The organism is Pseudomonas syringae CC1557 (genome assembly GCF_000452705.1).
Classification (GTDB): domain Bacteria; phylum Pseudomonadota; class Gammaproteobacteria; order Pseudomonadales; family Pseudomonadaceae; genus Aquipseudomonas; species Aquipseudomonas syringae_F.
This window is the reverse complement of the sequence record NZ_CP007014.1, coordinates 721,016-747,154: the sequence shown is the minus strand read 5'-3', so window position 1 is coordinate 747,154 and position 26,139 is coordinate 721,016. Positions and strand designations below refer to the sequence as shown.

Here is a 26,139-nt window from a genome sequence, read left to right as displayed (position 1 = left end):
ACAAACGAATGAATGAGCCGTGTCGATCGCAAGAACGAACGTCGTGCCAGCGTGGTCCATTCCTTTGAACCCCGACTTCAGGAGAGTGTTCCATGCCGTCAGATCGCTATATCGATTTCGCCAATTCCGACATGGGTCGGCGTCTGGTGAACGCCGCCGGTCTGCCAGCCCCGGCGCACCTGGAGCGCTGGCAAGCCGGGCGTCTGCGCCCTGTCGAAGGCACACTGCTGATCAGCGCCGGACCACTGGGCGACCGGGTTCGGCAATTCGCCAGCCGCCTGACCGACTCGCTTTACAGCTTCGGCAGCGAAATGCCCGGGGCGAGTACCTGGGTTGCCAATCAGGGGCCGCGGCTGAAAGCGGTGGTCTTCGACGCCAGCCAGATCCTTCGCACCGAACAGCTCCGGCAGCTTCGTGACTTCTTTCAACCCTTGCTGCGCAACCTCGACCACTGCGCGCATGTGGTGATTCTCGCCAGATCGCCGGCCACCCTGGAAGACCCGCTGGCGGCCAGTACTCAGCAAGCCATTGAAGGTTTCAGCCGTTCGCTGGCCAAAGAGATGCGTAACGGCGCGACCGTCAAGCTGTTGCAGGTAGATGAAGACGCCCAGGACCAGTTGGAAGGCGCGTTGCGCTTCTTCCTGACGCCCAAGGCGGCATTCATCACGGGGCAACTCGTTCATCTGAGTGCCTGCCCGACCCAAGTCCAGGACTGGACCCGCCCGCTGGCCGGGCGCAAGGCAGTGGTCACCGGTGCAGCGCGGGGCATTGGCGCATCGATTGCCGAAACCCTGACCCGTGATGGCGCACACGTCATTCTGCTGGATGTGCCGCAAACCCGAAACGAGCTGGAAGCGCTGGCTTCAAGGCTCGGGGGGCAGGCGCTGGCGCTGGATATCTGTGCCGAGGATGCACCTGCCCAACTGCTTGAGCAGTTGCCCGGCGGCGTCGACATTCTGGTCCATAACGCAGGCATCACGCGCGACAAGACACTGGCCAACATGCCGGAAGATTTCTGGGATTCGGTACTGTCCGTCAACCTCAATGCCCCGCAAGTGCTGACCCAGGCACTGCTCGACGGCGGCGCGCTGAACGATAACGCGCGGATCGTGCTGATGGCCTCAATCAGCGGCATCGCCGGTAATCGTGGCCAGACCAACTACACCACCAGTAAGGCCGGGCTGATCGGTTTCGCCCGCGCCATGGCCCCGGCGCTCAAGGCACGCGGTATCAGCATCAACGCCATCGCACCGGGTTTTATCGAAACGAAGATGACCGCCAAGATGCCTTTCACTCTGCGCGAAGCGGGTCGGCGCATGAGCACGCTGGGTCAGGGCGGTTCGCCTCAGGATGTTGCCGAAGCCGTGGCGTGGTTCAGCCAGCCCGGCAGCGGCGCGGTAAGCGGCCAGGTTTTGCGCGTATGCGGTCAAAGTGTAATCGGGGCCTGAGGTCCTGTACTGAGTTCAAGGAGATGGATAATGACGGCTCACTGGCGCTACCTCGATTCCCTGCAACCCCTGTCCAATCTGTTTCTTCAAGCGGCACTGCGCCGCCGCAAGGTCACCGGCTCACAGTTACCCGATCTTGGCCTGCGTAGCTGGATCGCGGTGGATACCGACAAGCTGGAGGCTTACCGTAAAGTGTGCGGCTTCGAAGACAGCAGCCTGCTGCCACCGACCTATCCGCATGTCATGGCGTTTCAGCTACAGATGCAGTTGATGACCTCGCCGGAATTCCCGTTCCCGCTGCTGGGGTTGATTCATGTCGACAATTGCATCCGCATCCATCGCCCGCTGGGGGGCGTGAGCCAGTTGTATATCAGCGTCCAGGCCACTGATCTGCGGCCGCATCGCAAAGGCGCGATGTTCACCCTGGTGACGCAGGCTGAAGACGGGCTTGGCCTGCTCTGGGAAGAAGAAAGCACCATGCTTTGCACCGCCGCGCAGCCGGACAGCTCGTCTGCCGACCAGGAAGAACCCGCACGGCTGCCACTGCTGCAGGTGGAAAGCTGGCGCGCGTCGCCACAGATCGGCCGCGATTACGCCAAAGTGTCCGGCGACTACAACCCTATTCACCTGAGCGCACCGAGTGCCAAGATGTTCGGTTTCCCGCGTGCCATCGCACACGGCATGTGGCTGAAGGCGCGCACACTGGCGGCGCTGGACGACCATCTGCCCGCCTCGAACGTCGAGATCAGCGTGCAATTCCAGAAGGCCGTGCGCCTACCCGCCGATGTGATGCTATCGGCCAGTGCTGCGGGTTCACACGGCCAGTTTCAGGTCGACAATGATCAGGACATCGTGCACATGACCGGCAGTTGGCAGCCCGTTACGCCTTAAGCGTTTCCCTGATCAGGGAGCCTTGCTCCCTTGTCATGGCAGTATCCGTGCTGAACAAAGCTCAACGCCCACTTGCCTGGCGACTCGTTCCCCCTGAAGCTATGCGTCTTCAGGAGAACACCATGAACCTCGACGAATTGACCCAACGCCTGCACCGCATTCGCGACCAGAACGACTGGAAGCCATTTCACAGCCCCAAGAACCTGGCCATGGCGGCCAGTGTGGAGATGGCCGAGCTGGTGGAAATATTCCAGTGGCTGCGCGAGGATCAGTCTCGCGAGTTGCCTGCCGACCAATTGGAACATGCTGGCCAGGAAGTCGGCGATATTGTCCTGTACCTGCTGCTGTTGTGTAGCGAGCTGGGGTTGGACATGGAGGCCGTGGTGCGCAGCAAACTGGCGGACAGCGAGCGGAGATTCGCCCGGTGAGTGATCGTCATTTCGACCAGTTGGCGACCCGTTTCGCGGAAAAGATCTATGGTGGCGCCAAAGGGGCCATTCGCCTTGCCGTGTTGCAGGCCGACCTGACTGAAACGCTCCCCGAGCGGCCGCTGCGCGTGCTGGACATAGGCGCGGGGCTGGGTCACATGTCATTGTGGCTGGCTGAGCACGGTCACGAGGTGACGCTGGCAGAGCCCGCCGAGCCGATGCTGGAAGGCGCCCGCCAGCGTTTCGCCGACGCCGGACAGACGGCAACGTTTATTCAGGCCCCCTGGCAGGCGTTGCCCGATTTGCTGAGCGACACGTACGATCTGGTGCTGTGCCACGCCGTGCTGGAGTGGCTGGCCGAACCGCACGCGATCCTTCCCGTGCTGCGCCAGCTCACCAATGCCGATGGCTGGCTGTCGCTGGCGTTCTACAACCGCGACGCGCTGATCTATCGAAACCTGTTGAAAGGCCATTTCCGCAAGATGCGCAAGAACGACATGGCCGGGGAAAAACAAAGCTTGACGCCTCAGCAGCCCCTCGATCCTCGTGAGCTGGCGACGCAACTCGAAGGGCTGTGGCAAGTCGAAACCCGTAGCGGCGTGCGGGTGTTCCACGATTACATGCCGGTTGAGTTCCAGGCTCGGGCCGACCTGACGGACCTGCTGGAAATGGAGCTGGCCCATCGGCGCCATCCGGCCTTTGCAGGCTTGGGGCGCTATTTGCACTGGATGTGCCGTCCGGTCTGATACCACTGCGGAGACCATCATGAAACACCGTCTTGCCTTGCTGACTTTGTTTTTCGGGATCAGCGCTTGCCAGAGCAACAACCCGTATGTGGCCAGTTCGCTGCCCATGCCGCCTGCGCCCCCGCAAGCGGCCAACACGCTGGACCTGAGCGCCTACCCCGCGCCGCAGCGCGATTACGGGCGTTATCGGACCTGGGGCTGGCTCAACGGCCAGTTACCGCCCAGCACCGCATGGGTCGATTCGGCGCAGGTGGTGGAGGTGTTGAGCAATGGCCTTGACCAGCGAGGCTTGCGCCCGGCGCGCAACAATCAGCCTGCGGACCTGTATGTCAGCACCACGACGCGCCAGGAAGTTCGGCTGCGTCAGGTGCGTGAAGATGTCGATCCGTATTACGGTGGCGGCCCGGGTTATGGTCCTTACAGCGGCTATAGGCCGGGTTATGGCGGCTACGCCAGCGTGCCGGTGGTGCGCACGTATCAGGAAAAAGTGATGGTGGTCCAGATCAACCTGTTCGACGCCCGTACCGGCCAGCCTGTCTGGAGCGCCAGCGCAGACGCGCGCAGCAGCAATAATCTGGCAGACCGCAGCAAAGCCCTTCGTCAGGCCGTGCAACAGGCGCTGACGGCCTATCCTCCTTCGTAATCGCTTCGGAGAACTGCCATGTTCCACCGTATTGTCATGCTGTCCTGCGCCCTGCTGCTGGCTGCCTGTCAGAGCAACTCGATCAACCGCGATTTCGATGCACAGCGGGATTTTGGCGGCTATCGCAACTGGAGCTGGAAAGAGCCCGCCGTTCAGTATCAGCCGGATAACGACCCACGGCTCAAGAGTGACCTGACTGAACAGCGCATCCGCCAGTCAATCAGCGAGCAACTGGATCAGCGCGGCTTGCGCATGGCCGCGGCCGGTGCTCGCTCGGACCTGAAGGTGCAGGCTTGGCTGATCGTCGAAAACCGTCAGCAGACCGTGAGTACCAACTACGGTGGCGGCTGGAACCCCTGGGGTGGCTATGGCTACTGGAACGGCCCGATGAACACCGAAACACGCAGTGTGGATTACAAGGTCAGCACCCTGCAGATCGACCTGTTCGACGCCAAGGACGGCAAACTGGTCTGGCGCGGCAGCACCGAGCGCATCCTCAACGACAACGCTGGCAACCCGGCTGAACGCGACCAGGCGATCCGCACAACCGTCGCGAAAATCCTGGAGCAGTATCCACCGCGTTGACGGGATTTGATGTGGGTGCGGCATGGCCCACTTGCTCTCGTCCCAACGCGCCTGCGCTGATCGCCATACACAAATCCAACTGACTATCGTGTCACTGGAGCGTGCGGAACGATGATCTCAACTATCGTGCGACGCTCCGCGTCTTCTTGCGGCGCAAAGCGTGGGCACAAGAGCAAGTGTGGTTTCAGCCCCACTCCCAAGGCTCAGGCCTGCATATCGCCCTGCATTTCATCGAGCAGTTCCTGAATCGCGTCGAGGCGTTCTTCGGGGTCGTCGATTTCCAGCAGTTCGACTTTGTCCTGCTCGGTAAACGGCAGCAAGTACGCGAGCTGATTGGACAGTGCGTACTGGCCAGCAGCGGAAACGCCCATGTTCAAGGACGCAACCATAGGGTGTTCAGCAAGGGCCTCAAGCAGCGCCACAAGATCGGCGTCCTCTTCCTGCAACGGTCGTTCTTCAGGCTCCTCCAGCCACTCGACATCGGCCACCAGCAGCTGATCACGCTGCACTTCAGCAGCAATCACGCGGAAACGACGCCCGCCAACCACACGGATGCCCAGCAGGCCGTTTTCCTGCTGCTGAAAATCCTGAACCAGCGCTTCGCAGCCGATCAACGAATAACCGCCCGGCACCGGGCCGGTCTCACTGCCCTCGGTGATGCACACCACGCCAAATCCTTCGCCCTGCTTCATACAGCGGCCGATCATGTCCAGATAGCGCGCTTCGAACAGCTGCAAATCAAGAATGCACCCCGGAAACAGCACGGCGTTCAACGGAAATAATGGCAATGTCATGGAAAAGCATCCCCCCTTTTAAATGGCCAGCGACATTGCCAACGGCAGGAACAATGCCGTTGCAACGCCCATCAGACTCATTGCCAATGCAGCAAAAGCCCCTGCTTCCTCACCTTCCTGCAACGCCACGGATGTGCCTACCGCGTGTGCAGTCAGCCCCAGGGCCATGCCGCGCGCTGCAGGGTTATCCACCCCCGCCAGCGTCAACAGGCCCGGGCCGAAAATGGCACCGAATACGCCGGTAATCAATACAAAAACTGCCGCCAGCGCTGCTACTCCGCCGATCTGTTCGGCGACCAGCATGGCAATGGGCGAGGTAACCGACTTCGGCGCCATGGTCATCAGAATCATGTGATCGGCACCGAACATGATGCCCAGCCCAACACACAGCCCGGTCGCGAACACCCCACCAATCACCAGCGTAGCCAAGGTCGGCCACAGCAACTGTCGGATACGGCGCATATTCAGATAAAGCGGCACTGCCAGGGCAACCGTCGACGGGCCGAGCAGGGTCCCCAGAATCTCGGTGCTTTTGCGGTATTCAGCATATTCCAGGTCGCAGAACAGCACGATACCGATTACCACCACCATCGAGACCAGCACCGGTTGCAGGAACAGCCAGCGGGTTTTCTCATAGGCGGCCATTGCCAGTTGATAGGCGCCCAAGGTGATCGCGATACCGAACAGCGGGTGGTGAATCACCGACAGCCACGCGCCTTGCCAGTCCAGATTCATGGCTGCTCCTGACGGCGTAGCTGGCGCTTGATGAGTTGCTGCATCAACCAGCCGGCAAAGGTCACTGAAATCATCAGCGACAGGGTCAACGTGCCAAAGATCGCCCAGAAATCCTCGGCAATCGCGGCCGCGTAGACCATCACCCCGACGGCAGGCGGCACCAGTAACAGCGGCAGATAGCGCAGCAGGCTGCTGGCGGCGACGCTGAGCGGTTCACTGACCTCACCGCGCTGCATCAGCCAGGCCATCAACAGCACCAGCCCTATGATCGGGCCCGGCAATATCGACAGAAACAGGTGGTTGAGTGCGGTTCCCAGCAATTGGAACAGCACCAGCCACGTCAAACCCCTTAACAACATGAGAACTCCAGCAAAGAAAAGAATCCGGCGAATTCACAGCGCCATTATAAACATGCTGTGACGCGGGCCATCAGCGGGTATTCGTATTGAGACCGCCGCTTGACCAGTTGCCAACCCTCTGCTGATCTTGTGGTCTGCCTGCAAGCCCTGATCGACCAGGACAACAGCTCGATGCAGGCAGCGGCGCTTTGCTAAACACCCCCCAGACAAGGAAAGCAGCATGCCTTTTGTTCCCGTTACAGAACTCAAGCAGCACATTGGCCAGGAACCGGGATGTTCAGACTGGCTGACCATTGACCAGGAACGTATCAACCTGTTCGCGGAAGCTACCGGGGATTTTCAGTTCATTCACGTTGACCCCGTCAAAGCGGCTCAGAGCCCGTTTGGCGCGACCATCGCTCATGGTTTTCTCTCGCTGTCGCTGATCCCCAAACTCATGGAAGGCATCATGGTGTTGCCCGAAGGCCTCAAGATGGCCGTCAACTATGGCATGGACAGCGTACGTTTCGTGCAGCCGGTGCGGGTCAATTCGCGTGTGCGCCTGAAGGTACAGCTGACTGAGGTGACCGAGAAAAAACCAGGTCAGTGGCTGCTCAAGGCAACGGCCACGCTGGAGATCGAGGGTCAGGACAAGCCTGCTTTTGTCGCCGAACCCTTGACCTTGTGTTTCGTGTAACACGTTTAAAATATGAAACAGTCGTAACAGACTGTTTCATACCCCTGACTCGCTGCGGCATACTCCCACGCGGTCGTGACCGATGAACTCTGCTCAGCAGGGTCGGGCTCGCCACTGAATCAATCTTCCGGGATCTCACATGCGCGCGCTCGCTCCACTGGCTTTGACACTCTTGATCGCAGGCTGCGGTGATGGCGAATCATTGCTGCCCCCAGACGGCCGTCTGCCCGATGGCGGACGTTATCGCGGCGACCTGGTCAATGGCGTGTTGCAGGGCGAGGGCCGGATCGACTATCCCAACGGCAGTTGGTACGCCGGGCATTTCGAAAGCGGTCTGTGGCAGGGCCCGGGTGAATGGCACGCGGCTAATGGCGATGTTTACAAGGGCGGCTTCGAACAGGGCCTGTTTCATGGCCAGGGTCGGCTGACCAGCCATAACGGCGCAAGCTACGTCGGCCATTTCAAACTCGGGCTGCGCGACGGCGAAGGCACACAGAAAGACAAGGGCGTGCTCTATCGTGGCCAGTTCAAGGCAGGCCAGTACGACGGCGCCGGTCGTCTGGAGCTGGAAGACGGCAGCCAGCATCAGGGCATGTTCGCCAAAGGCAAGGCCAACGGCGAAGGCTCGCGCAGTGACGCCAGCGGTAATCAATACAGTGGCAACTTCGTCAATGGTCAGTTGCAGGGTATCGGCAGCTTCACCAGCGCGGAGGGCGATCAATATGTCGGCCATTTCCGCAACAGCCAGATTGACGGCAAAGGCCGCTACGAAAACAGTGACGGCGACGTCTGGAGTGGCGAATTCAAGGAAGGCGCGCTGACAGGCAAGGGCGAGCTGATCGGCTCCGACGGCAGCCGCTATCAGGGCGACTTTGATAACTGGCGGTTCATGGGCCAGGGTCAGCTGCAACTGGCCGATGGCAGCCGCTACGTGGGTCAGTTTGCCGATGACACGTATCAGGGCAACGGCGTGCTGATTTCTCCGGATGGCACTGAGCAGCGCGGTGTCTGGGCCAACGGCCAGCGCGTCCGCGACGCCCGAGGCAAATTACTCCCCGATACGCTTGAAACAGGGCTGCTGGCCCAGGGTCCGCTGCTGGACAAGGCGCTCGCTGCCGTACCAGCATCGACGCCCGCCACCGAGCTGTACACGCTGGTCGTGGGTGGCGACGGCAAGCAGAGCGTGTTCATGCGCGAAGCAGACTACGTCAGCAACCTGCTGAAATCACGATTCGGCGCTGTCGGGCAAGTCAGCCTGGTCAACCATCGCGATCACATGGATGACCGGCCCATGGCCACCCGCGAGAGCATCAGTCGAGCGGTCCAGACACTCGCGCAACGCACCGGCCCGGAAGATCTTGTATTCATTTACCTGACCAGCCACGGCACTCAGGATCACGAACTGGTGCTCGATCAACCACGCCTGTCGCTGGCCGATCTGCCCGCCGACGCCCTGGCTACGACCCTCGCCCCGCTGAAAAACCGCGATAAGGTTGTGGTGATTTCGGCCTGTTATTCCGGTGGTTTCATTCCGGCCCTCAAAGACGAGCGCACGCTGATCATCACGGCTTCACGCGCTGACCGAGTGTCCTTCGGCTGTTCGGAAGAGGCTGACTTCACCTATTTCGGCGACGCGCTGTTTGCCAGGGCACTGGTCGCAACCGATGACCTGCAACAAGCATTCAATGATGCAAAAAACTACGTTGCGCGACGCGAGAACGAAGATAACTTTGAAGCCTCGGAACCTCAGATATGGGCCCCGAAGGGAGTCCTGGCGCGCTGGCAGCAATTGCGCAAAAGCCAGGCCGAACGCGCTTTGAATACGGCGTTGACGCGCACGGAAGCGAAGACCTCGACTAGCCGCTAGGCTGAGTAGTATCAAGGAGAACGATTATGTACTTGACGCCGCAACACATCCTGCTTGCAGGAGCCACAGGCCTCACCGGCGAGCATTTGCTTGACCGCCTGCTCAACGAGCCGACCGTCAGCCGCGTGCTGGCTCCAACCCGCAGGCCGCTGGCAGAACACCCACACCTTGAAAATCCGATCGGCGACTTGCTCACCCTGCTGCCAACACTGGATGGCCGCGTGGACATCGCATTCTGCTGCCTGGGCACGACGATCAAACAAGCCGGTTCGCAGGACGCCTTCAAAGCCGTCGATCTGGACATGGTGATTGCGTTCGCCCGCCGTGCCCGTGAGCTGGGTGCTCGCCATTTGCTGGTGATCAGTGCGATTGGCGCAGACCCCAGGTCCAGCACCTTCTACAACCGTATCAAAGGCGAAATGGAACAGGCGCTGCGTGCGCAAGGCTGGCCACAGCTGACCATAGCCCGCCCTTCCCTGCTGGTCGGCAGCCGCAGCGAAACCCGCTGGGTCGAACAGCTTGCCGCGCCCATCGCCAAACTGATCCCCGGCAAATACGGCGCCATCGAAGCCTGCCAGCTGGCCCGCGCCATGTGGCGTCTGGCACTGGAAGAGCAGAATGGTGAACGGATTGTGGAGTCGGATGAGCTGCGCAAGCTGGGCAAGTAAGCGCTTATCGCCCCACGCTCATTGCCATAACGTTTTTGATTTGATCGTTCCAACGCTCCGCGTGGGGATGCATTTCGTGACGCTCCGCGTCGCATATTGGAGCCTTTACGCCTGTTTCAGTCAGTATCGAGAGACAGGCACCATTAAGCCTAAGCTTCGTTCACCTTGCTATCTCACCAGACTGAAGATTTGTGACGCAGAGCGTCACCCAATGCATGCCAACGCGGAGCATTGGCACCATAGTCGTCTCTGATCCCCCTAAAGCCCGCCCGTAGCCCGAACCCCCACTCCCGCTGCCGTCAGCAGCGACAGTGGCAGCAATAGCGTGTCGAGCAGCGCGCTGCCCGGCAGGTCCAGGCCTGGATAGCCTGGCGCTTCGGTACCGAAGCGGTCTGTCGCACAGCAACCGCCCTGCAATGCGTACATATTCAGCCGCGTACCGGCATACACCACGGGCGCTCCGGGCTTGGCCGCGTTAAGCGTGCGAGCGGTCGCGCAGCCGGTCATGACCAGCGCCAGCGCTATCACCATCAGCTTATTCATCGCCGCCAATATGGTGCTCTCCCCAACGTGGCAGCATGTCCTGAGGGATGTTCAGCAGATTGAGAATCCGCGCGACCACAAAATCCACCAGGTCATCGATGGTCTGCGGCTGATGATAAAAGCCGGGAGACGCAGGCAGAATCACTGCGCCCATGTTCGACAGTTTGAGCATGTTCTCCAGATGAATGCTGGAAAACGGCGCCTCGCGAGGTACCAGAATCAACTGGCGCCGCTCCTTCAGCGTCACGTCGGCAGCGCGTTCGATCAGGTTGTTGCAAGCCCCGGTGGCAATCGCCGACAGCGAGCCGGTAGAACACGGCACCACCACCATCGCACTGGGCGAGCCCGAGCCCGATGCCACCGGTGACATCCAGTCATCGCGGCCGTAAACGCGAATCTGCCCGGCCGATGCGCCGGTGTATTCCGTCAGGAACGCCTGCATCATCATCGCCTTGGGCGGCAAGCGCACGTCGGTTTCGGTGGCCATCACCAATTGCGCGGCCTTGGAAATCAGGAAGTGTACTTCGCGCTCCTCACGCACCAGGCAATCCAGCAAGCGCAGACCATATTGCGCGCCTGACGCACCGGTCATGGCGACTGTAACGCGATCCGGACCACTCATTTCAGTGCCTCCGCGAGCTTGCCATGCAGACCGCCGAAACCGCCGTTGCTCATGATGACGATGTGGGTGCCGGGCTGCGCCAGGTGTTGGACATGGTCGATGATCGCCTCAAGCGAGTCGCACACCCTTGACGGCACCGAACCACCGGCCACGGTGGCGGCAAGGTCCCAGCCCAGATTGGGCGGCGCGTACCAGACCACCTGATCGGCGTGGTTCACGCTTTCCGGCAAACCATCGCGGTGCGCGCCGAGCTTCATCGAATTGGAGCGCGGCTCGATCACGGCAATGATCGGCGCGTCGCCGACCTTCTTGCGCAGGCCATCCAGCGTGGTGGCAATCGCCGTCGGGTGGTGAGCAAAATCGTCATAAATGGTGATGCCGCGCACATCGGCAACCTTCTCCATGCGCCGTTTGACGCTCTTGAATGCGCTCAAGGCCTGCACGCCCAGCAACGGCACGACGCCAACATGACGCGCCGCAGCCAGGGTTGCCAGCGCGTTGGCGACGTTGTGCTGACCGGTCATGTCCCATTCGACCGCGCCTTGCAGCTCGCCCTCGAACAGCACCTCAAAGTGCGAACCGTCTTCGCTCAATAGCCGCGCCTGCCACTGGCCGCCCTGGCCGGTGGTCTGCACCGGGGTCCAGCAGCCCATTTCGATCACCCGCGTCAGCGCGGGCTCGGTGGTCGGATGGATCACCAGACCTTCGCTCGGAATGGTGCGAACCAAATGGTGAAACTGGCGCTCGATGGCAGGCAGATCGGGGAAGATATCGGCGTGATCGAACTCAAGGTTATTGAGGATCGCAGTCCGTGGACGGTAGTGGACGAACTTCGAGCGTTTGTCGAAGAAGGCGCTGTCGTATTCGTCGGCTTCCACCACGAAGAACGGGGTTTCACCCAGACGCGCTGACACCGCGAAGTTCTGCGGAATGCCGCCGATCAGAAAACCGGGGCTCATGCCCGCGTGTTCGAGCACCCAGGCCAGCATGCTGCTGGTGGTGGTCTTGCCATGCGTACCGGCGACCGCCAATACCCAGCGACCTTGCAGCACATGGTGTGCCAGCCATTGCGGACCAGACACGTACGGCAAACCATTATTCAGGACATATTCAACCGCCGGGTTACCACGCGACAACGCGTTGCCGACCACGACCAGATCCGGAGCCGGAATCAGTTGCACTGGGTCGTAACCTTGGGTCAGCTCGATGCCCTGGGCCTCAAGCTGGGTGCTCATCGGTGGATAGACATTGGCGTCAGACCCCGTAACCCGGTGCCCCAACTCTTTGGCGAGCACCGCCAGCGAACCCATGAACGTGCCGCAGATACCAAGGATATGAATATGCATGACCAACCTCTCAGAACGTCCGCGCAGGTTAACGTAGGGACGCTGAAATGGCACCCTGAGTTTGTCCGCCATATTGCCCGCGCCAGGCATTTCAATAGCGCGCGGATAAGCCTAAAGTCCTGATCACGGCGAGTTGCAATTAGCCTATTCTTGGTTGCTGCCTGCCAGATAACCGACTGCATAATAGACACAGACTCCCTCACAACAAGAACCAGGAGACATACCATGCGTTACGCTCATCCCGGTACCGAAGGCGCTATCGTCAACTTCAAGGAACGCTACGGTAACTATATTGGCGGCGAGTTTGTCGCCCCGGTAAAAGGTCAGTACTTCACCAATACCTCGCCGGTCACCGGCAAGGCGATTGCCGAATTCCCCCGCTCCACGGCCGAAGATATCGAAAAGGCGCTCGACGCTGCCCACGCAGCCGCTGCTGCCTGGGGCTCGACCTCGGTACAGGCGCGCTCGCTGGTCCTGCTGAAAATCGCCGACCGCATCGAAGCCAACCTTGAAGTCCTGGCCATCACCGAAACGTGGGACAACGGTAAAGCGATTCGCGAAACCCTTAACGCCGACATCCCGCTGGCCGCTGACCACTTCCGCTACTTCGCTGGCGTGCTGCGCGCCCAGGAAGGCAGCGCCGCCGAGATCGACGGCAATACCGTGGCCTATCACATCCATGAGCCGCTGGGCGTGGTCGGGCAGATCATCCCGTGGAACTTCCCGATCCTGATGGCCGCCTGGAAACTCGCACCGGCGCTGGCTGCCGGTAACTGCATCGTGCTCAAACCCGCCGAGCAGACCCCGCTGGGTATCAGCGTGCTGATCGAACTAATCGGCGACCTGCTGCCTGCCGGCGTGCTGAACATCGTGCAAGGTTACGGCCGTGAAGCAGGCGAAGCACTGGCCAGCAGCAAGCGCATTGCCAAGATCGCCTTCACCGGCTCGACCCCAGTGGGCTCGCACATCATGAAACTGGCGGCAGACAACATCATCCCGTCCACCGTGGAGCTGGGCGGCAAGTCGCCAAACATCTTCTTCGAAGACATCATGAGTGCGGAGCCGGAGTTCATCGACAAAGCCGCCGAAGGTCTGGTGCTGGCCTTCTTCAATCAGGGCGAAGTCTGCACCTGCCCGTCCCGTGCGCTGGTACAGGAGTCGATTTACCCGCAGTTCATGGAAGCGGTGTTGCGCAAGGTCGAGAAGATCAAGCGCGGCGACCCGCTGGACACCGACACCATGGTCGGCGCTCAGGCGTCCGAGCAACAATTCGACAAGATTCTTTCGTACCTGGACATTGCCAAGGGCGAAGGCGCCGAGCTGCTGACCGGCGGCAAGGTAGAAAAGCTGGAGGGCGACCTGTCCACCGGTTACTACATCCAGCCGACGTTGCTCAAAGGCAACAACAAGATGCGCGTGTTCCAGGAAGAAATCTTCGGCCCGGTGGTCAGTGTCACGACCTTCAAGGACGAAGCCGAAGCCGTGGCCATTGCCAACGACACCGAGTTCGGCCTGGGCGCTGGCCTGTGGACCCGCGACATCAACAGAGCCTACCGCGTGGGCCGAGCGATCAAGGCCGGGCGCGTCTGGACCAACTGCTACCACCTGTACCCGGCGCATGCCGCATTCGGTGGCTACAAGAAATCCGGCGTCGGTCGCGAAACCCACAAAATCGCGCTGGAGCATTATCAGCAGACCAAAAACCTGCTGGTGAGCTACGACACGAATCCGCTGGGCTTTTTCTAGGCACCCGCCCCGCGATGATTGTCCCCACGCCCTGCGTGGGGATGCATTTCTGGACGCTCTGCGACGAGAACGCATCGCGCACCAACCCTGTGCATCACGCCGCGGTTCAGCGCTCTGGCGTGATGCATCCTCTCCCATACGCATCTGCTTACCCCCCCAAACTCGCACTCCCGGCCGGGATGGAGTATTAATTGCTTACATCGCTTCCCACAGTCGTTTGAACCGGGACGTCACCGGTTCGACCGAAAGACTACGTCCGACGCGAACAGCGTGGCGTCATGGAGAACCTGTATGGCGAGCTTTTCCCATTCTGTCGGTGCGCAGACGTACCGCTTCGACAGCCTCAAAGAAGTCATGGCCAAGGCCAGCCCTGCACGCTCCGGTGATTATCTGGCCGAAGTCGCAGCGCAAAACGATGCCGAGCGTGTAGCCGCACAAATGGCGCTGGCGAATATTCCGCTCAAGCATTTTCTTGAAGAAGCGCTGATCCCTTACGAACAGGACGAAGTCACTCGTCTGATCATTGACACCCACGACACACTCGCCTTTGCGCCGGTCAGCCATCTGACCGTCGGCGGTTTTCGGGACTGGCTGCTCAGCGATCAAGCCGATGAAGCCAGCCTGCGAGCGCTGGCGCCCGGCTTGACGCCAGAGATGGCCGCCGCAGTCTCGAAGATCATGCGCGTGCAGGATCTGGTGCTGGTCGCACAGAAGATCCGCGTCGTCACCCGGTTTCGTAACACCATGGGCCTGCGTGGTCGCCTGTCGACCCGCCTGCAACCCAATCACCCGACTGATGACCCGTCCGGCATCGCGGCCAGCGTTCTGGATGGCCTGCTGTACGGCAATGGCGATGCCATGATCGGCATCAACCCGGCCACCGACAGCACCTCTTCCATCGTCGCCCTGCTGGAAATGCTCGACGCCATCGTCCAGCGTTACGAAATCCCGACCCAGTCCTGCGTGCTGACCCACGTCACCACCTCCATCGAAGTGATCAATCGCGGTGTGCCGGTCGATCTGGTGTTCCAGTCGATCACTGGCACCGAAGCCGCCAACGCCAGCTTCGGGATCAGCCTCAAATTGCTGCAGGAAGGCTACGAAGCAGGCCTTAGCCTGAACCGTGGCACGCTCGGGAAAAACCTGATGTATTTCGAGACTGGGCAAGGCAGCGCGCTGTCGGCCAATGCGCATCACGGGGTCGACCAGCAGACCTGCGAAACCCGTGCTTACGCCGTTGCCCGGCACTTCAATCCGTTTCTGGTCAACACCGTGGTGGGCTTTATCGGCCCGGAATACCTGTACAACGGCAAGCAGATCATTCGCGCCGGTCTGGAGGATCACTTCTGTGGCAAGTTGCTCGGCGTGCCGATGGGCTGTGACATTTGCTACACCAACCACGCCGAAGCCGATCAGGACGACATGGACACCCTGCTGACGCTGCTCGGCGTGGCCGGGATCAACTTCATCATGGGCATCCCCGGTTCCGACGACATCATGCTCAACTACCAGACAACCTCGTTCCACGATGCGCTATACGCCCGGCAAAGCCTGGGCCTGCGCCCCGCGCCGGAATACGAGGCCTGGCTGGAAAAAATGGGCATATTCACTCAGGCCGACGGCCGCGTGCGCTTCGGCGACAGCCTGCCGCCCGCGTTTCGTCAGGCACTGGCGCATTTAGCATGAGTGACAAGCCGATGAATGAAATTCAGGACAGCACTCTGCCCCCTGACCCGTGGCTGGAACTGCGCCGCCTGACCTCCGCGCGCATCGCACTGGGCCGCACTGGCACCAGCCTGCCGACCTCCGCGCAGCTCGACTTTCAGGCGGCGCACGCCCAAGCGCGTGACGCCGTGCACCTTGCCTTTGATCACGCTGCAATCAGCGCGCAACTGGCCGAAAAAGGCCGAGACACCTTGCTACTGCACAGCGCTGCCGCCGATCGGCACAGCTACCTGCAACGCCCGGACCTGGGGCGGCGTCTGAATGACGAGTCGGCGCAAACATTACGCGAGTATGCCGCCGCTCATCCTGGCGGGCTTGATCTGGCGGTGGTGGTAGCCGATGGGCTATCAGCCCTCGCGGTGCATCGGCATGCCGTGCCTTTTCTCGCTCGGCTGGAGCAGCAGGCCAGTGCCGATGGCTGGACGCTGTCGCCGGTGGTCATGGTCGAACAGGGTCGCGTGGCGGTGGCGGACGAAGTCGGCGAATTGCTCGGCGCCAAAATGGTGGTGATCCTGATTGGCGAACGCCCCGGCCTCAGCTCGCCGGACAGCCTCGGCCTGTACTTCACTTACGGCCCCAAAGTCGGCCTGAATGATGCGCACCGCAATTGTATCTCCAACGTGCGGCTTGAAGGCCTGAGCTATGCCATGGCCGCGCATCGCCTGCTTTACCTGATGCGCGAAGCCTGTAGGCGGCAGATTTCCGGGGTCAGTCTGAAGGACGAGGCCGAACTGAACACCATAGAATCCGACAGCTCAGCTGAACATTCAGGCAAGCACATCGGCAATTTCCTGCTCGACGGGCCGGTTGACCCACATTAGATTGTGCTTTCCAAAGCCGCCGGGCAGGATCGCACAAGCGTCCCGGCGTACTGCATTAGCTCATAGGGAAGTTGAGGCCAAACCATGCGGATCATCAAAGCGACTCTTGAACATCTGGACCTGCTCTGCCCGCTGTTCATCAAATACCGGGAGTTTTACAACGAGTCGCCACTTCCGGACTCCTCGCGAGAATTCCTCGAAAAACGCCTGCGCCGTGAAGAGTCGGTGATCTACCTGGCGCTGGCCAAGGACGACGACAGCAAGCTGCTGGGTTTCTGTCAGCTTTATCCGAGCTACTCGTCACTGTCACTGAAACGGGTGTGGATTCTCAACGACATCTACGTCGCCGAAGACGCCCGCCGCCAACTGGTGGCCGACCATCTGATCAAACAGGCCAAAAAAATGGCCAAGGAAACCCATGCAGTGCGGCTGCGTGTGTCCACCAGCAGCAACAACGAAGTGGCGCAGAAGGTCTATGAGTCCATCGGATTCAAGGAAGATACGCAGTTCAAAAATTACGTATTGCCCATCAGTTCAGACTGATCATCCTGCTGGCCTGTACGCAGCATCATTGCTGCGTCTAGCCGCGATAAAACACCCTGGGCGACACGCGAAACCACCCACGAATTATTACGGAACCTCTTCCAGGCATTCTGCTTCTATAATGCCGCGCAGTCGCTTCTTCCGCATGCGACCCCGGACAGGGTGCTCGCCTCAGGTGCTTCAATGGAATTCAATCCGCTCGACCTTATTCTGCATCTCGACGTCTACCTCGACCTGCTGGTAACCAACTACGGCCCATGGGTCTACGCGATCCTGTTTCTGGTGATTTTCTGCGAGACCGGGCTGGTGGTCATGCCCTTCCTGCCGGGCGATTCGCTGCTGTTCATCGCTGGTGCCGTGGCTGCCGGTGGCGGCATGGACCCGGTATTGCTGGCCGGGCTGCTGATGCTCGCGGCAATTCTGGGTGACAGCACCAATTACGTCATCGGCCGCACGGTTGGCGAAAAGCTGTTTAACAACTCCAGATCGCGCATCTTCCGCCGCGACTACCTGCTGCGCACCCAGGACTTCTACGCGCGCCATGGCGGCAAGACCGTGACGCTGGCGCGTTTTCTGCCGATCATTCGTACCTTCGCGCCTTTCGTGGCAGGTGTCGGCAGAATGTCGTATCCGCGCTTCGTGGGCTTCAGCGTGCTGGGTTCGGTGCTGTGGGTCGGCAGTCTGGTCACGCTGGGTTTCTTCTTCGGCAACGTCCCGTTCATCAAGCACAACCTGACGTTGCTGGTGCTGGCGATTATCGTGCTATCGCTGGTGCCGATGATCATCGGTGTAGTGCGCAGCCGCAGCGCGCCACCGGTCGACGCTCGCTGAGCCATGTGGTCACTCAGCAACTGGCGCAGGCGAAGAACCCTCGCCAGACATCCGGTTGCTGCCGAGTTATGGCAGAAAGTGCGCCAGCGCTTGCCCATCCTCGACGGTTTGAGCGCCGAGCAGGACGCCCAACTGCGTGATGCCTGCGTGCTGTTCTTGAACGACAAATACCTCAGCGCGCTGCCGGGCGTCGAGCTCGATGACGAGCAACGCCTGTTTCTTGCGGCCCAGGCACAACTGCCGTTGCTGAGCCTGGGCGACCTGAACTGGTATCAGGGCTTTCATGAAGTCGTACTGTATCCGGACGATTTCGTCAGCCCGCAACGCCATCGCGACGCCAGCGGCGTCGAACACGAGTGGGACGGCGAACACAGTGGCGAGGCCTGGCTGCAAGGGCCGGTGATTCTGGCCTGGCCCGGCGTGCTGAGCAGCGGCGACTGGGACGGCTACAACCTGGTGATCCATGAGCTGGCGCACAAACTCGACATGCTCAACGGCGACGCCAACGGCCTGCCGCCGCTGCACAGCGATATGCGGGTGACCGAATGGGCGAGTGTCATGCAGAGCGCGTTCGATGATCTCAATCGGCAACTGGATCAAGACCCGGAGGCCGAAACCGCTATCGACCCCTATGCCGCGCAGGACCCTGCCGAGTTCTTCGCCGTCACCAGCGAGTACTTCTTCAGCGCGCCCGACCTGCTGTACGACAACTACCCGGCAGTCTATGGACAGCTCAAAGCGTTCTACCGTCAGGACACCCTCGGGCGGCTGAATGCATTACGGCAACACGCCCCGTCTTACCGGGACACCTGAGCGCTGCCGAGCCCATGCGTAGCAACCAAAACAGAATATGCCTATAATCCGGACCACTTTACGGCGGTTCGCGCCACAATCTGTCTGTTAAACCAGGGGGGCAATGCCCAATGAGCTACAGCAAGATTCCGGCAGGTAAAGACCTGCCGAACGACATCTACGTCGCGATCGAAATCCCGGCCAACCACGCGCCGATCAAATACGAAATCGACAAAGACACCGATTGCCTGTTCGTTGACCGTTTCATGGCCACTCCGATGTTCTACCCGGCCAACTACGGTTTCATCCCCAACACCCTGGCTGACGACGGCGACCCGCTGGACGTGCTGGTTGTCACCCCTTACCCGGTTACCCCAGGCTCGGTCATCCGCGCACGCCCGGTCGGCATCCTGCACATGACTGACGACGGCGGCGGCGATGCCAAAGTCATCGCAGTACCGCACGACAAGCTGTCCCAGCTGTACGTCGACGTGAAAGAGTACACCGACCTGCCACCACTGCTGCTTGAGCAGATCAAGCACTTCTTCGAGAACTACAAGGATCTCGAAAAAGGCAAATGGGTGAAGATCGAAGGTTGGGGCAACGCTGACGCGGCCCGCGCCGAGATCATGAAATCGGTTGAAGCGTTCAAAGGCTGATCACCGATCCGCTGTTTCAGGGGGCTTGCAGGCAAGCCCCCTGAAACATGCTCTCTCCCTGCTACCAGCTCCCTCCCCCCGGTTCGAAGCCGGCTCTGAAATACCCCCGTAACATTTTTTTACCAATCGTCCGTTTAAAAACGTACTCGACTTTTAACCATTTGATAAACAGTCCGTTAATGCCCGTATAGCCGGGGTAAACACCTGATACCGCGTTTAATCAAAAAATCGCTATTACGGAACTGACCTACACGCCATTCATTCCGTCCGTAGTCCGGGTAGCCGTCACCCCCTTGGGATAACGTCGACCTCAACACCTCGTTCATTTAAACGCCCAGGCGACGCCCGTAGACTTCACCCCATGAATACATCAGGCGATCGACTCCGCATCCTCCTTCGGGAGTGCCACCTCACCGCGACTGATTTTGCCGCCAACCGCAAAATCACGCCGCAACACGTCAACAACTGGTTCAAACGCGGCGTGCCCATGGCCCGCATTGACGAGGTGGCTGAATTATTGACCGTTAACGCCCGCTGGCTGCGCACCGGTGAAGGCCCCAAACACCCCAATGAACCCGCCAATGAAAACACCGGCGGCGATACCCGAATGGTTATCCAGCAAAGCAGAAACGTCCTGCGCGGAGACGTGGAAGTTCAGATCTTCACAGAGGTCGAATCGCCACACGGCGTCGGCAAAACAGTCCTGGCCGAAGCCCCCGGACAGAAAATCCGCTTGCCCCTGCAAGTCCTGCAAACCATGGGCATCGACCCGAAAAACTGCATGTGCGTCGCCATGGTCGGCAACAGCATGGCCGACAAGATCCAGGACGGCTCCATCCTCGGCGTCGACCGTGAACTGACCCAAATCATCGACGGCGAAATCTACGCCCTCGAACACGGCGGCATCCTGCGCGTCCGCTACCTCTACCGCCTCCCCAACGGCGGCCTGCGCCTGCGCAGTCACAACGACGCCGAGTACCCGGACGAAGTGTTCAGCGCGGAAGATATTGACCGAGAAAAAATTCGGGTGCTGGGCTGGATATTCTGGTGGTCGACACTGAACAGCCGGCGTAATGCGATGTTGCTGCTGTGAGGGGCATCGGGTGCATGGGGTTCAGGCTGGGCATTGGCGAAGAGGTTTAGTATCCTGTGCGGCATCCGAAGCACCCGGCGACGTTGCGCGGCGGGGGCTGGAATGGGGCATTTGATCCGATTGCTCCGTTATCTATTCGCGCTTCTTTAGGAGCGCACCTGTTGAAGGCGATTGCGGTTTATCAAAAATAGATAGGAATCGCCTACGAGAAGCCGGCCACAAGCCGGCTTTTTAATGGGCGGTCGCAACGCAGCTGCTGATCCTGATCAACGTTTACTGACACAACCAATCCTCCCAGCCTAATCGCGAAGCGCTTCAAGGTGCTGACTGGAAACGCGCAGCAATGTCTGCGCAACGCCTACCGGTTACCGACGACGTAACTCCCGATCAGGAAGAGTACGCAGGCTAATACCCAATAGTGGTGCAAATGCATCCTGAGAAACACCGACTTTAGCCCGGGCCTCAGCCGTGACAGAGAGTGTCACCGCGGTCTTACCCTCAGCTTTCCGGTCTATCATTTGCCGTACTGAATCCAGTAAGTCCTTCTGAAACTGCTTCATTTCATTGTCCATGACTGATCTCCTTAACGAAAACACATTTGGGATAATCCCAAATCAGGTTTATTTAAGTAGCCGGATCTCTCAGACGGCGCACCTCCTTGAAAACCATTCATAACGCTCGCTACCAGGCGCTGCTTGATCTTCTGCTAGAGGCACGTAATGCGGCCGGCATGACGCAAAAAGAGTTGGCCGCAAAGCTCGGGCGACCGCAGTCCTTTGTTTCGAAAACCGAAAACGCCGAGCGCACACTCGATGTGATTGAGTTCATGGATGTCTGTCGGGGGCTCGGGACTGATCCGTATGCGTTGCTGAACAAGCTTGAAGCTATGCCCAGTCATGATTGACCCCCGTGGTGGCGCAATGGATCTGAGCAAAGCAGTCGGAGCAGCGTTAAAGGAGGCGCGCGAGGCGAAGGGCCTCACGCAGGAGGATTTTGTCGGGGTGTGTGGCAGGAATTATCTGTCCGAGATCGAGCGCGGATAGAAGAGCCCGACGCTTGAGAAGCTAGACCAACTCGCGACCAGAATCGGAATTCATCCGCTTGAGCTGCAGATCTCGTGCTATGCCAGGCAAGCTTCAATAAGCCAGCAAGCTTTGCTGGATATGCCAGATGACCGCTTGCGTAAAACATGGCTCGACGATGTGTGATGCAGTACGTTCTGGTCAACAACAGACTGTCACGGACAGACTTTTACGTCCCGCCCTCTCCAAATATCCCATACCTCTTCCCAGCCATCTTCGTGACTCGGACCAGAGACAATAATCAGCTGGCTGCACGCACCGTTGCCCAGTTGCCTGCTATAAAACTTTGCCAGTTCAGTCGGGATCATTTCGTCACGCGTTCCTGACAAGTGACGCTGGGGTATCAATGCCAGGTACTGGATGTAATCGAGTGGGTTCAACGATCCGTTGAGAGGCGAAAGTCCCTTTAGTTCTGTCCACTGATTCGGGGCAAGATTGCCAGCGATGGTCTGGATTAGGGTGATGTCGTCTCGTTGTCCAGCAAGTAGCAACGCAAGGGTTGCGCCACCTGAATAACCAATCAGCTCGAACTCTTTATTACCATAACGTTGTTTCATCTGGTCCAGCGCGTCGCTGACGCTGGTGACCACTTCCTGGGAGAAACGGCGATCGGTCCAGAGTGCAGAGTTGCAGGCCTGGGCCGTGATGAATTGACAAGGTCGCGCTAGATAGGCGCTGGGAGTCGGGTCGTTGATTGCCATCTGCGGCACGAGTAGCTTACGTGGGCTCGGGTCGATACTGGGTTGAGTGGCCGTGGCCCAGGCATGACCGTCGCCCTCCAGATAGACCCGCAAACGGTTCGTCCTGAAGGTCTCTGGCGGTAATAGCGCCGCCAGTGGAAAGGGCTGTGCCGACAGAATCTGCATCTGTCGCCCATGCTGGTCCGCCAATTGCTGTAGAGCTGCGCGTGGCGACTGACAACCGGCAACGGCACCGCTTAACAGCAGCGCCATCAAAACTGCAAGGATACCGCCAAAGCGTTTTTGACCGAGGCGGTGGCTCCACATCAAAAGTCGTAACGCACTTTTGCGGAGAACACATCGGCATCGAAGCCCGATTTCCCGATGTAGTCGTAGTTGACGCCCAGTGTGACTGCACCCAGTTTGTAGTCGGCACCCACACCCGCCTCGTAACTGTCACGCACAGCCTTGGCACCGCTGGTCACAAACGGCGTACTGCCTAGCAGAAAGGTCGACGTGCTCTGCGCCTGGTCGGCGGCGAAGTCGTGGTAGGCCATCAGTTTAGCCTGCGGCTCCAGCGTTCCGGCGCCCATGAGGAAGCTGCCAGCCACGCGCATGCCCGCGCCCAGCTCAATGGCTTCATAACGCTGGTCTTCAACTGTCAGCGCAGCCGACGAACCTTTCTCGCGATAGCCGTCGATGTTCACCTGGCTGTAACGCGCCGCCATGCGCGGTTCGACCAATACTTGCGGGCTGACATGGTAGGTGTAACCGCCTACCAGATTCAGACCCAGCAGGTCACTGTCATAATCAGCCTTGGCACGTGTACCTGCGATGCTGCGTTTGCCCTGATTGTCATTGAGGCCGTAAGTCAGGCTTGTATCGACAAAGTAATTGCCCAGCTCGAAGCCGCCATACAGTGTGAATGCATGGCTGTCGACTTCGGTTTTGTTGCCACTTTTGCCATTCACGTCGGTATTGATGAAGCTGTAGGCCAGCCCCAGCGTCAGGTTGTCGTTGAGTTTGCCGTCAGCGCCCACCGCAATTCCGTTGCTGTAAGCGTTATAGCCTGCAATCCCGTTGCGCTGGTCTTGAGTAGCATCGCTGTAGAGCGACTGGACCCAAACACCTGCATTTTTGAAGCCTTCACCAGATGAAGCTCCGCGTATCGAGCTAGTGCGGCTGCCAGTTACATTGCTGATCAGGCCTTGGCTGGTAGTAGCGGCGCTTCTTGCCCCGCCATTGACCTCCGGCGACAGCTGAGAGGCCAGCTTGGCGAGCTGGCCACCGTCAGCGTTCAACAAAAGCTGTTTGAACGCATCACTGTCGTTCAGCTTGCTTATGATGCTGTCGCCGGTCAGGTTAACCAGTGTGGTCTGTTCATTAACTGAACCGCCGTTGTCGGCAACCACCTGAGCGACCTCTTCCCTGCCCTTGGCGGTGACCACAGCCACCACGTTTTTGCCGTCAACGGTATAGCTGTCGATTTTAAGTAATGCCGAGGTACTGACTACATCGAGTTTTCCGGCAGGATCGACCGCGCGTCCATCCTTGGTCAGCAATTCGATCCTGCCTGATTCGATAAGCTTGTAAGTGGTGCCGTTGGCGCTAAAGTCATCACCCTTGGCCGCGAGCTTTACTTGCGCTCCCTGTTCGAACTGAGTAGTGCCGGTAACTCTCAGCACCGCGGTTTTAGTATCAGTGGCCTTGCTCAGATTCAGGCCGAGTGCCGAATTGCCGTCGACATAGAGATCGCCACCAATGCTGCTGTGTGTGGACTCAAAAGTCATGGTGGTAGGACTGTCGGAGGTGCCGCCAACGTAAACCGATCCTCCGCTCTTCAGGCGAATGTTGTAGCCATCCGTACGGCTGTCAGTACCTGTGAAGGAAGTATCCCCTTCCAGCTCGATATTGCTCAAGTCGATCAGGTTACCGACAACTACGCTGCCCTTTCTCAGGATCAGCTCGACAGGACGATTGCTTTTAGAGGCGTCGATGGCCCTGTCAGCGGAAATGATCGAACCGCTGTTATAGATATTGAAGTCGCCCCGTTCTATGTACCAAGGTTGAGCGCCGATCATAGCGAATGTGGTAGTACCCATCACGATAGCAGCGCCCTCGCCGCGGATCGTCCCGGTATTGGTCATATCCGCACTATTGCCTGTGATGGTGACCCCGTCGATTCGAAGACCTTGAGACCCCGTGCCGCTAGCGGAGAGGCTGCCATGATTTTCGAAAGCTTTCAGACTCGTGGCGACATTCAGGGCCGTCGCGCCTTGGCCAGTAACGTCAACCGAGCCTCGGTTGACTACGCCGCCGCCAATCTTGCCGCCCTCAAGGCTGATGCCTTTAGCTACTTCACCACTGGCAAAGTTGCCGGAACCGCTGATGTTCGCATTGAGGATCAGATCCTTTGCAATGGTCGACCCGTTGAGCTGGATCGCATCTTTAACCGCACTGCCCGTATAGGCACCGTTAATCTCGAGATTGCCGGTATGGGTCTGGCGCTCGCTTTTGTAGCCAGCGTTAGTCAGTTCGACTGTTTCAGCAAAAGCCGGAACAGTAGTTGCGGCCACAGCCATTGCGAGAAGGGTCTTGCGAAACATCACAGAGTTCACGATTCATTCCTTATGTTGGGGGCGCTTCCATGCATAGCGAGAACGTGCCGCAGCAAAAAAGTGGCGATTAGCCACATAGAAGAGCGCGGCGAGAATAAATTAACTGACTTGAAATAACATCAAATATTATCGGTTCAATCGCACCTCGTTAAAATCGTGGGGGGGTGTCGAGTTGTAGATGGCCCTTACAGCAGCCCACAGGCTTTCAAAATAAAAACTTTCCCATTATTTCGATAAGCACGAACGACTGAAACCAAATGCCAAGGTGCGATAGAAGGCTGTAGTGAAAATAATCATCCTTCTGGCGAGCAAACCTGCGTGCCGCGTTGACGCAACATATTGCGCACCTGGCAGCTCTGCGTGATCAGTGTCTGTTTGTCCAGCACAGGGTCCGTGAGGGAGCGATTGACCAGAAACTCCTGACGCGTACTCGGTAGCTGTTCAAGCAACACGAGCCTCTCGAGGTCGCTTATAAACTGGCCGTTTCACTATCGTTTTTTAACGTGGACTGATGAACTACATTATCGATCAGTTCGATCCAGGCTCGAACAGGGGTGTGATCAAGACCGGCTGGAATGACGACCGCAGAAGGGTTGGTCAAGTATTTGTCAGCGAAACGCCGCAATCTGGCCAGTGCGGTCTCGGCAGACAGACTCAAAAGAGGTTTCTTTTCCAGCTGGGACACATAACAAGGCCCGGATACCGCCAAACATCCGTTAACTGATTCGACCGGGGCCTTGCCACTCAGCAGCGCCCGGGAGGTCACCGACTGAGCTATACAGAAAGGGTTGATACGGTTCGGAATACCCGCACGGGATGCTCGCAACGCATATTCGATGCCTTCGTATTCCACCCAGCGGAAAGGCTCGTCCAGCGACCAGCCATTCCATACGTCCTTGCGACAAATGGACTGCCTGTCGGGTAACTAGCGTCGTTGTTGTAGCGTCGGGCTGGCTAAGCAGAATCCCGTCCAGTCGACGTCCGGGAATACTGACGGAGCAATGGACAGAGCACTACCGTTGGTGCGATGCAGCCCCTTGAGTCCCTGCGCAACCTCTGACATGGCCATATCCCACGCGGCAGCGAATTAGCCACTTGCTGCGCCGCAACGCTCGTTCACGATCACAAGGCACTTCCCTGCACGCACGTTGATCTATAACGTCAATGGTCCTTTGCAACACGACCGATCAAGCGATCA

The 26,139-nt window shown here is 59.2% G+C and carries 27 protein-coding genes and 2 pseudogenes; 19 read left to right on the top strand and 10 right to left on the bottom strand.

Going from position 1 to position 26,139, the window contains the following annotated elements; genetic code table 11:
- Positions 1–92 precede the first annotated feature (92 nt).
- The 6 genes from N018_RS03600 (at position 93) to N018_RS03575 (ending at position 4,741) form a co-directional block, all read left to right on the top strand.
- Positions 93–1,448 carry a 3-oxoacyl-ACP reductase gene (locus N018_RS03600; RefSeq protein WP_024646208.1) on the top strand — a complete coding sequence of 452 codons (1,356 nt, stop codon included), beginning with the start codon at positions 93–95 and terminating at the stop codon, positions 1,446–1,448.
- Between the two features lie 30 nt (positions 1,449–1,478).
- The gene (locus N018_RS03595) at positions 1,479–2,339 is read left to right on the top strand and encodes a MaoC/PaaZ C-terminal domain-containing protein (RefSeq protein ID WP_025388859.1); all 861 of its coding nucleotides are present in this window, start codon (positions 1,479–1,481) and stop codon (positions 2,337–2,339) included.
- A gap of 122 nt (positions 2,340–2,461) precedes the next feature.
- A complete protein-coding gene (locus N018_RS03590) occupies positions 2,462–2,767 on the top strand; it encodes a MazG-like family protein (RefSeq protein WP_024646206.1) in 306 nt (101 codons plus the stop codon).
- Entirely contained in the window at positions 2,764–3,513 is a 750-nt protein-coding gene (locus N018_RS03585; protein ID WP_025388858.1) for a methyltransferase domain-containing protein, read from the top strand. The genes N018_RS03590 and N018_RS03585 overlap by 4 nt, the downstream gene beginning before the upstream one ends.
- 19 nt (positions 3,514–3,532) lie before the next feature.
- On the top strand, positions 3,533–4,156 hold the full coding sequence (locus N018_RS03580) for a DUF4136 domain-containing protein (protein ID WP_024646204.1): 624 nt from the start codon (positions 3,533–3,535) through the stop codon (positions 4,154–4,156).
- A gap of 18 nt (positions 4,157–4,174) precedes the next feature.
- Positions 4,175–4,741 (top strand): DUF4136 domain-containing protein, encoded by a 567-nt coding sequence (locus N018_RS03575; protein WP_025388857.1) that lies wholly within the window; start codon positions 4,175–4,177, stop codon positions 4,739–4,741.
- Between the two features lie 203 nt (positions 4,742–4,944).
- Here the strand turns inward: N018_RS03575 and N018_RS03570 are convergent, their stop codons facing one another.
- From N018_RS03570 to N018_RS03560, 3 genes are read right to left on the bottom strand one after another with little or no spacing between them, the layout of a single operon-like run.
- Complete coding sequence (locus tag N018_RS03570; RefSeq protein WP_025388856.1) at positions 4,945–5,535, bottom strand: LON peptidase substrate-binding domain-containing protein; 591 nt, start codon at positions 5,533–5,535, stop codon at positions 4,945–4,947.
- An 18-nt stretch (positions 5,536–5,553) separates the two neighbouring features.
- Positions 5,554–6,270: an LrgB family protein gene (locus tag N018_RS03565; protein WP_025388855.1), complete on the bottom strand. Its 717-nt coding sequence runs from the start codon at positions 6,268–6,270 to the stop codon at positions 5,554–5,556.
- Entirely contained in the window at positions 6,267–6,629 is a 363-nt protein-coding gene (locus tag N018_RS03560; protein WP_024646200.1) for a CidA/LrgA family protein, read from the bottom strand. Before N018_RS03560 ends, N018_RS03565 begins: the two co-directional genes overlap by 4 nt.
- Before the next feature lie 220 nt (positions 6,630–6,849).
- Here N018_RS03560 and N018_RS03555 point away from each other — a divergent pair, with 220 nt between their 5' ends.
- From N018_RS03555 to N018_RS03545, 3 genes are all read left to right on the top strand, one after another.
- Positions 6,850–7,305, top strand: a complete 456-nt coding sequence (locus tag N018_RS03555) for a MaoC family dehydratase (protein ID WP_025388854.1) — start codon at positions 6,850–6,852, stop codon at positions 7,303–7,305.
- Between the two features lie 139 nt (positions 7,306–7,444).
- The gene (locus N018_RS03550; protein ID WP_024646198.1) at positions 7,445–9,172 is read left to right on the top strand and encodes a C13 family peptidase; all 1,728 of its coding nucleotides are present in this window, start codon (positions 7,445–7,447) and stop codon (positions 9,170–9,172) included.
- Between the two features lie 26 nt (positions 9,173–9,198).
- Positions 9,199–9,840 (top strand): NAD(P)H-binding protein, encoded by a 642-nt coding sequence (locus N018_RS03545; RefSeq protein ID WP_024646197.1) that lies wholly within the window; start codon positions 9,199–9,201, stop codon positions 9,838–9,840.
- A 258-nt stretch (positions 9,841–10,098) separates the two neighbouring features.
- Here the strand turns inward: N018_RS03545 and N018_RS03540 are convergent, their stop codons facing one another.
- The 3 genes from N018_RS03540 to mpl are packed head-to-tail and all read right to left on the bottom strand — an operon-like array spanning position 10,099 to position 12,351.
- Positions 10,099–10,383 (bottom strand): YceK/YidQ family lipoprotein, encoded by a 285-nt coding sequence (locus tag N018_RS03540; RefSeq protein ID WP_025388853.1) that lies wholly within the window; start codon positions 10,381–10,383, stop codon positions 10,099–10,101.
- The gene (gene ubiX, locus N018_RS03535; RefSeq protein ID WP_024646195.1) at positions 10,376–11,005 is read right to left on the bottom strand and encodes a flavin prenyltransferase UbiX; all 630 of its coding nucleotides are present in this window, start codon (positions 11,003–11,005) and stop codon (positions 10,376–10,378) included. The genes N018_RS03540 and ubiX overlap by 8 nt, the downstream gene beginning before the upstream one ends.
- The gene (mpl, locus tag N018_RS03530) at positions 11,002–12,351 is read right to left on the bottom strand and encodes a UDP-N-acetylmuramate:L-alanyl-gamma-D-glutamyl-meso-diaminopimelate ligase (protein WP_025388852.1); all 1,350 of its coding nucleotides are present in this window, start codon (positions 12,349–12,351) and stop codon (positions 11,002–11,004) included. The genes ubiX and mpl overlap by 4 nt, the downstream gene beginning before the upstream one ends.
- A 225-nt stretch (positions 12,352–12,576) precedes the next feature.
- On the opposite strand from mpl, the gene exaC reads away from it, so the two are divergent.
- The 8 genes from exaC to N018_RS03490 all read left to right on the top strand — a co-directional run bounded on the left by exaC (position 12,577) and on the right by N018_RS03490 (position 20,561).
- Positions 12,577–14,097 (top strand): acetaldehyde dehydrogenase ExaC, encoded by a 1,521-nt coding sequence (gene exaC, locus N018_RS03525; protein ID WP_024646193.1) that lies wholly within the window; start codon positions 12,577–12,579, stop codon positions 14,095–14,097.
- A gap of 291 nt (positions 14,098–14,388) precedes the next feature.
- Positions 14,389–15,783: an ethanolamine ammonia-lyase subunit EutB gene (locus N018_RS03520; protein WP_025388851.1), complete on the top strand. Its 1,395-nt coding sequence runs from the start codon at positions 14,389–14,391 to the stop codon at positions 15,781–15,783.
- Positions 15,784–15,803: 20 nt separating this feature from the next.
- Positions 15,804–16,643, top strand: coding sequence for an ethanolamine ammonia-lyase subunit EutC (gene eutC, locus N018_RS03515; protein WP_418903465.1), 840 nt, complete (start codon positions 15,804–15,806; stop codon positions 16,641–16,643).
- An 84-nt stretch (positions 16,644–16,727) separates the two neighbouring features.
- The gene (locus tag N018_RS03510) at positions 16,728–17,186 is read left to right on the top strand and encodes a GNAT family N-acetyltransferase (RefSeq protein WP_024646190.1); all 459 of its coding nucleotides are present in this window, start codon (positions 16,728–16,730) and stop codon (positions 17,184–17,186) included.
- 183 nt (positions 17,187–17,369) lie between these two features.
- A complete protein-coding gene (locus N018_RS03505; protein ID WP_024646189.1) occupies positions 17,370–18,017 on the top strand; it encodes a DedA family protein in 648 nt (215 codons plus the stop codon).
- 3 nt (positions 18,018–18,020) lie between these two features.
- The gene (locus N018_RS03500) at positions 18,021–18,830 is read left to right on the top strand and encodes a zinc-dependent peptidase (RefSeq protein WP_024646188.1); all 810 of its coding nucleotides are present in this window, start codon (positions 18,021–18,023) and stop codon (positions 18,828–18,830) included.
- A gap of 110 nt (positions 18,831–18,940) precedes the next feature.
- Complete coding sequence (ppa, locus tag N018_RS03495) at positions 18,941–19,468, top strand: inorganic diphosphatase (protein ID WP_003379107.1); 528 nt, start codon at positions 18,941–18,943, stop codon at positions 19,466–19,468.
- 361 nt (positions 19,469–19,829) lie between these two features.
- Positions 19,830–20,561 carry a LexA family transcriptional regulator gene (locus tag N018_RS03490; protein WP_024646187.1) on the top strand — a complete coding sequence of 244 codons (732 nt, stop codon included), beginning with the start codon at positions 19,830–19,832 and terminating at the stop codon, positions 20,559–20,561.
- Between the two features lie 299 nt (positions 20,562–20,860).
- On the opposite strand, the pseudogene N018_RS03485 reads toward N018_RS03490, so the two are convergent.
- Positions 20,861–21,133: pseudogene (locus N018_RS03485) on the bottom strand (helix-turn-helix domain-containing protein).
- 86 nt (positions 21,134–21,219) lie between these two features.
- Here N018_RS03485 and N018_RS03480 point away from each other — a divergent pair.
- Both N018_RS03480 and N018_RS28345 read left to right on the top strand, forming a co-directional pair.
- Positions 21,220–21,465 carry a helix-turn-helix domain-containing protein gene (locus N018_RS03480; protein WP_025388849.1) on the top strand — a complete coding sequence of 82 codons (246 nt, stop codon included), beginning with the start codon at positions 21,220–21,222 and terminating at the stop codon, positions 21,463–21,465.
- The gene (locus N018_RS28345) at positions 21,458–21,604 is read left to right on the top strand and encodes a helix-turn-helix domain-containing protein (protein ID WP_324294015.1); all 147 of its coding nucleotides are present in this window, start codon (positions 21,458–21,460) and stop codon (positions 21,602–21,604) included. Before N018_RS03480 ends, N018_RS28345 begins: the two co-directional genes overlap by 8 nt.
- A 194-nt stretch (positions 21,605–21,798) precedes the next feature.
- Here the strand turns inward: N018_RS28345 and N018_RS03470 are convergent, their stop codons facing one another.
- The 3 genes and pseudogenes from N018_RS03470 to N018_RS28340 form a co-directional block, all read right to left on the bottom strand.
- Positions 21,799–22,650 (bottom strand): alpha/beta hydrolase, encoded by an 852-nt coding sequence (locus tag N018_RS03470; protein ID WP_025388848.1) that lies wholly within the window; start codon positions 22,648–22,650, stop codon positions 21,799–21,801.
- A complete protein-coding gene (locus N018_RS03465) occupies positions 22,650–24,929 on the bottom strand; it encodes an autotransporter family protein (RefSeq protein ID WP_038400952.1) in 2,280 nt (759 codons plus the stop codon). Before N018_RS03465 ends, N018_RS03470 begins: the two co-directional genes overlap by 1 nt.
- A 138-nt stretch (positions 24,930–25,067) precedes the next feature.
- Positions 25,068–26,016: pseudogene (locus N018_RS28340) on the bottom strand (hypothetical protein); the annotation flags it as partial.
- Positions 26,017–26,139 lie beyond the last annotated feature (123 nt).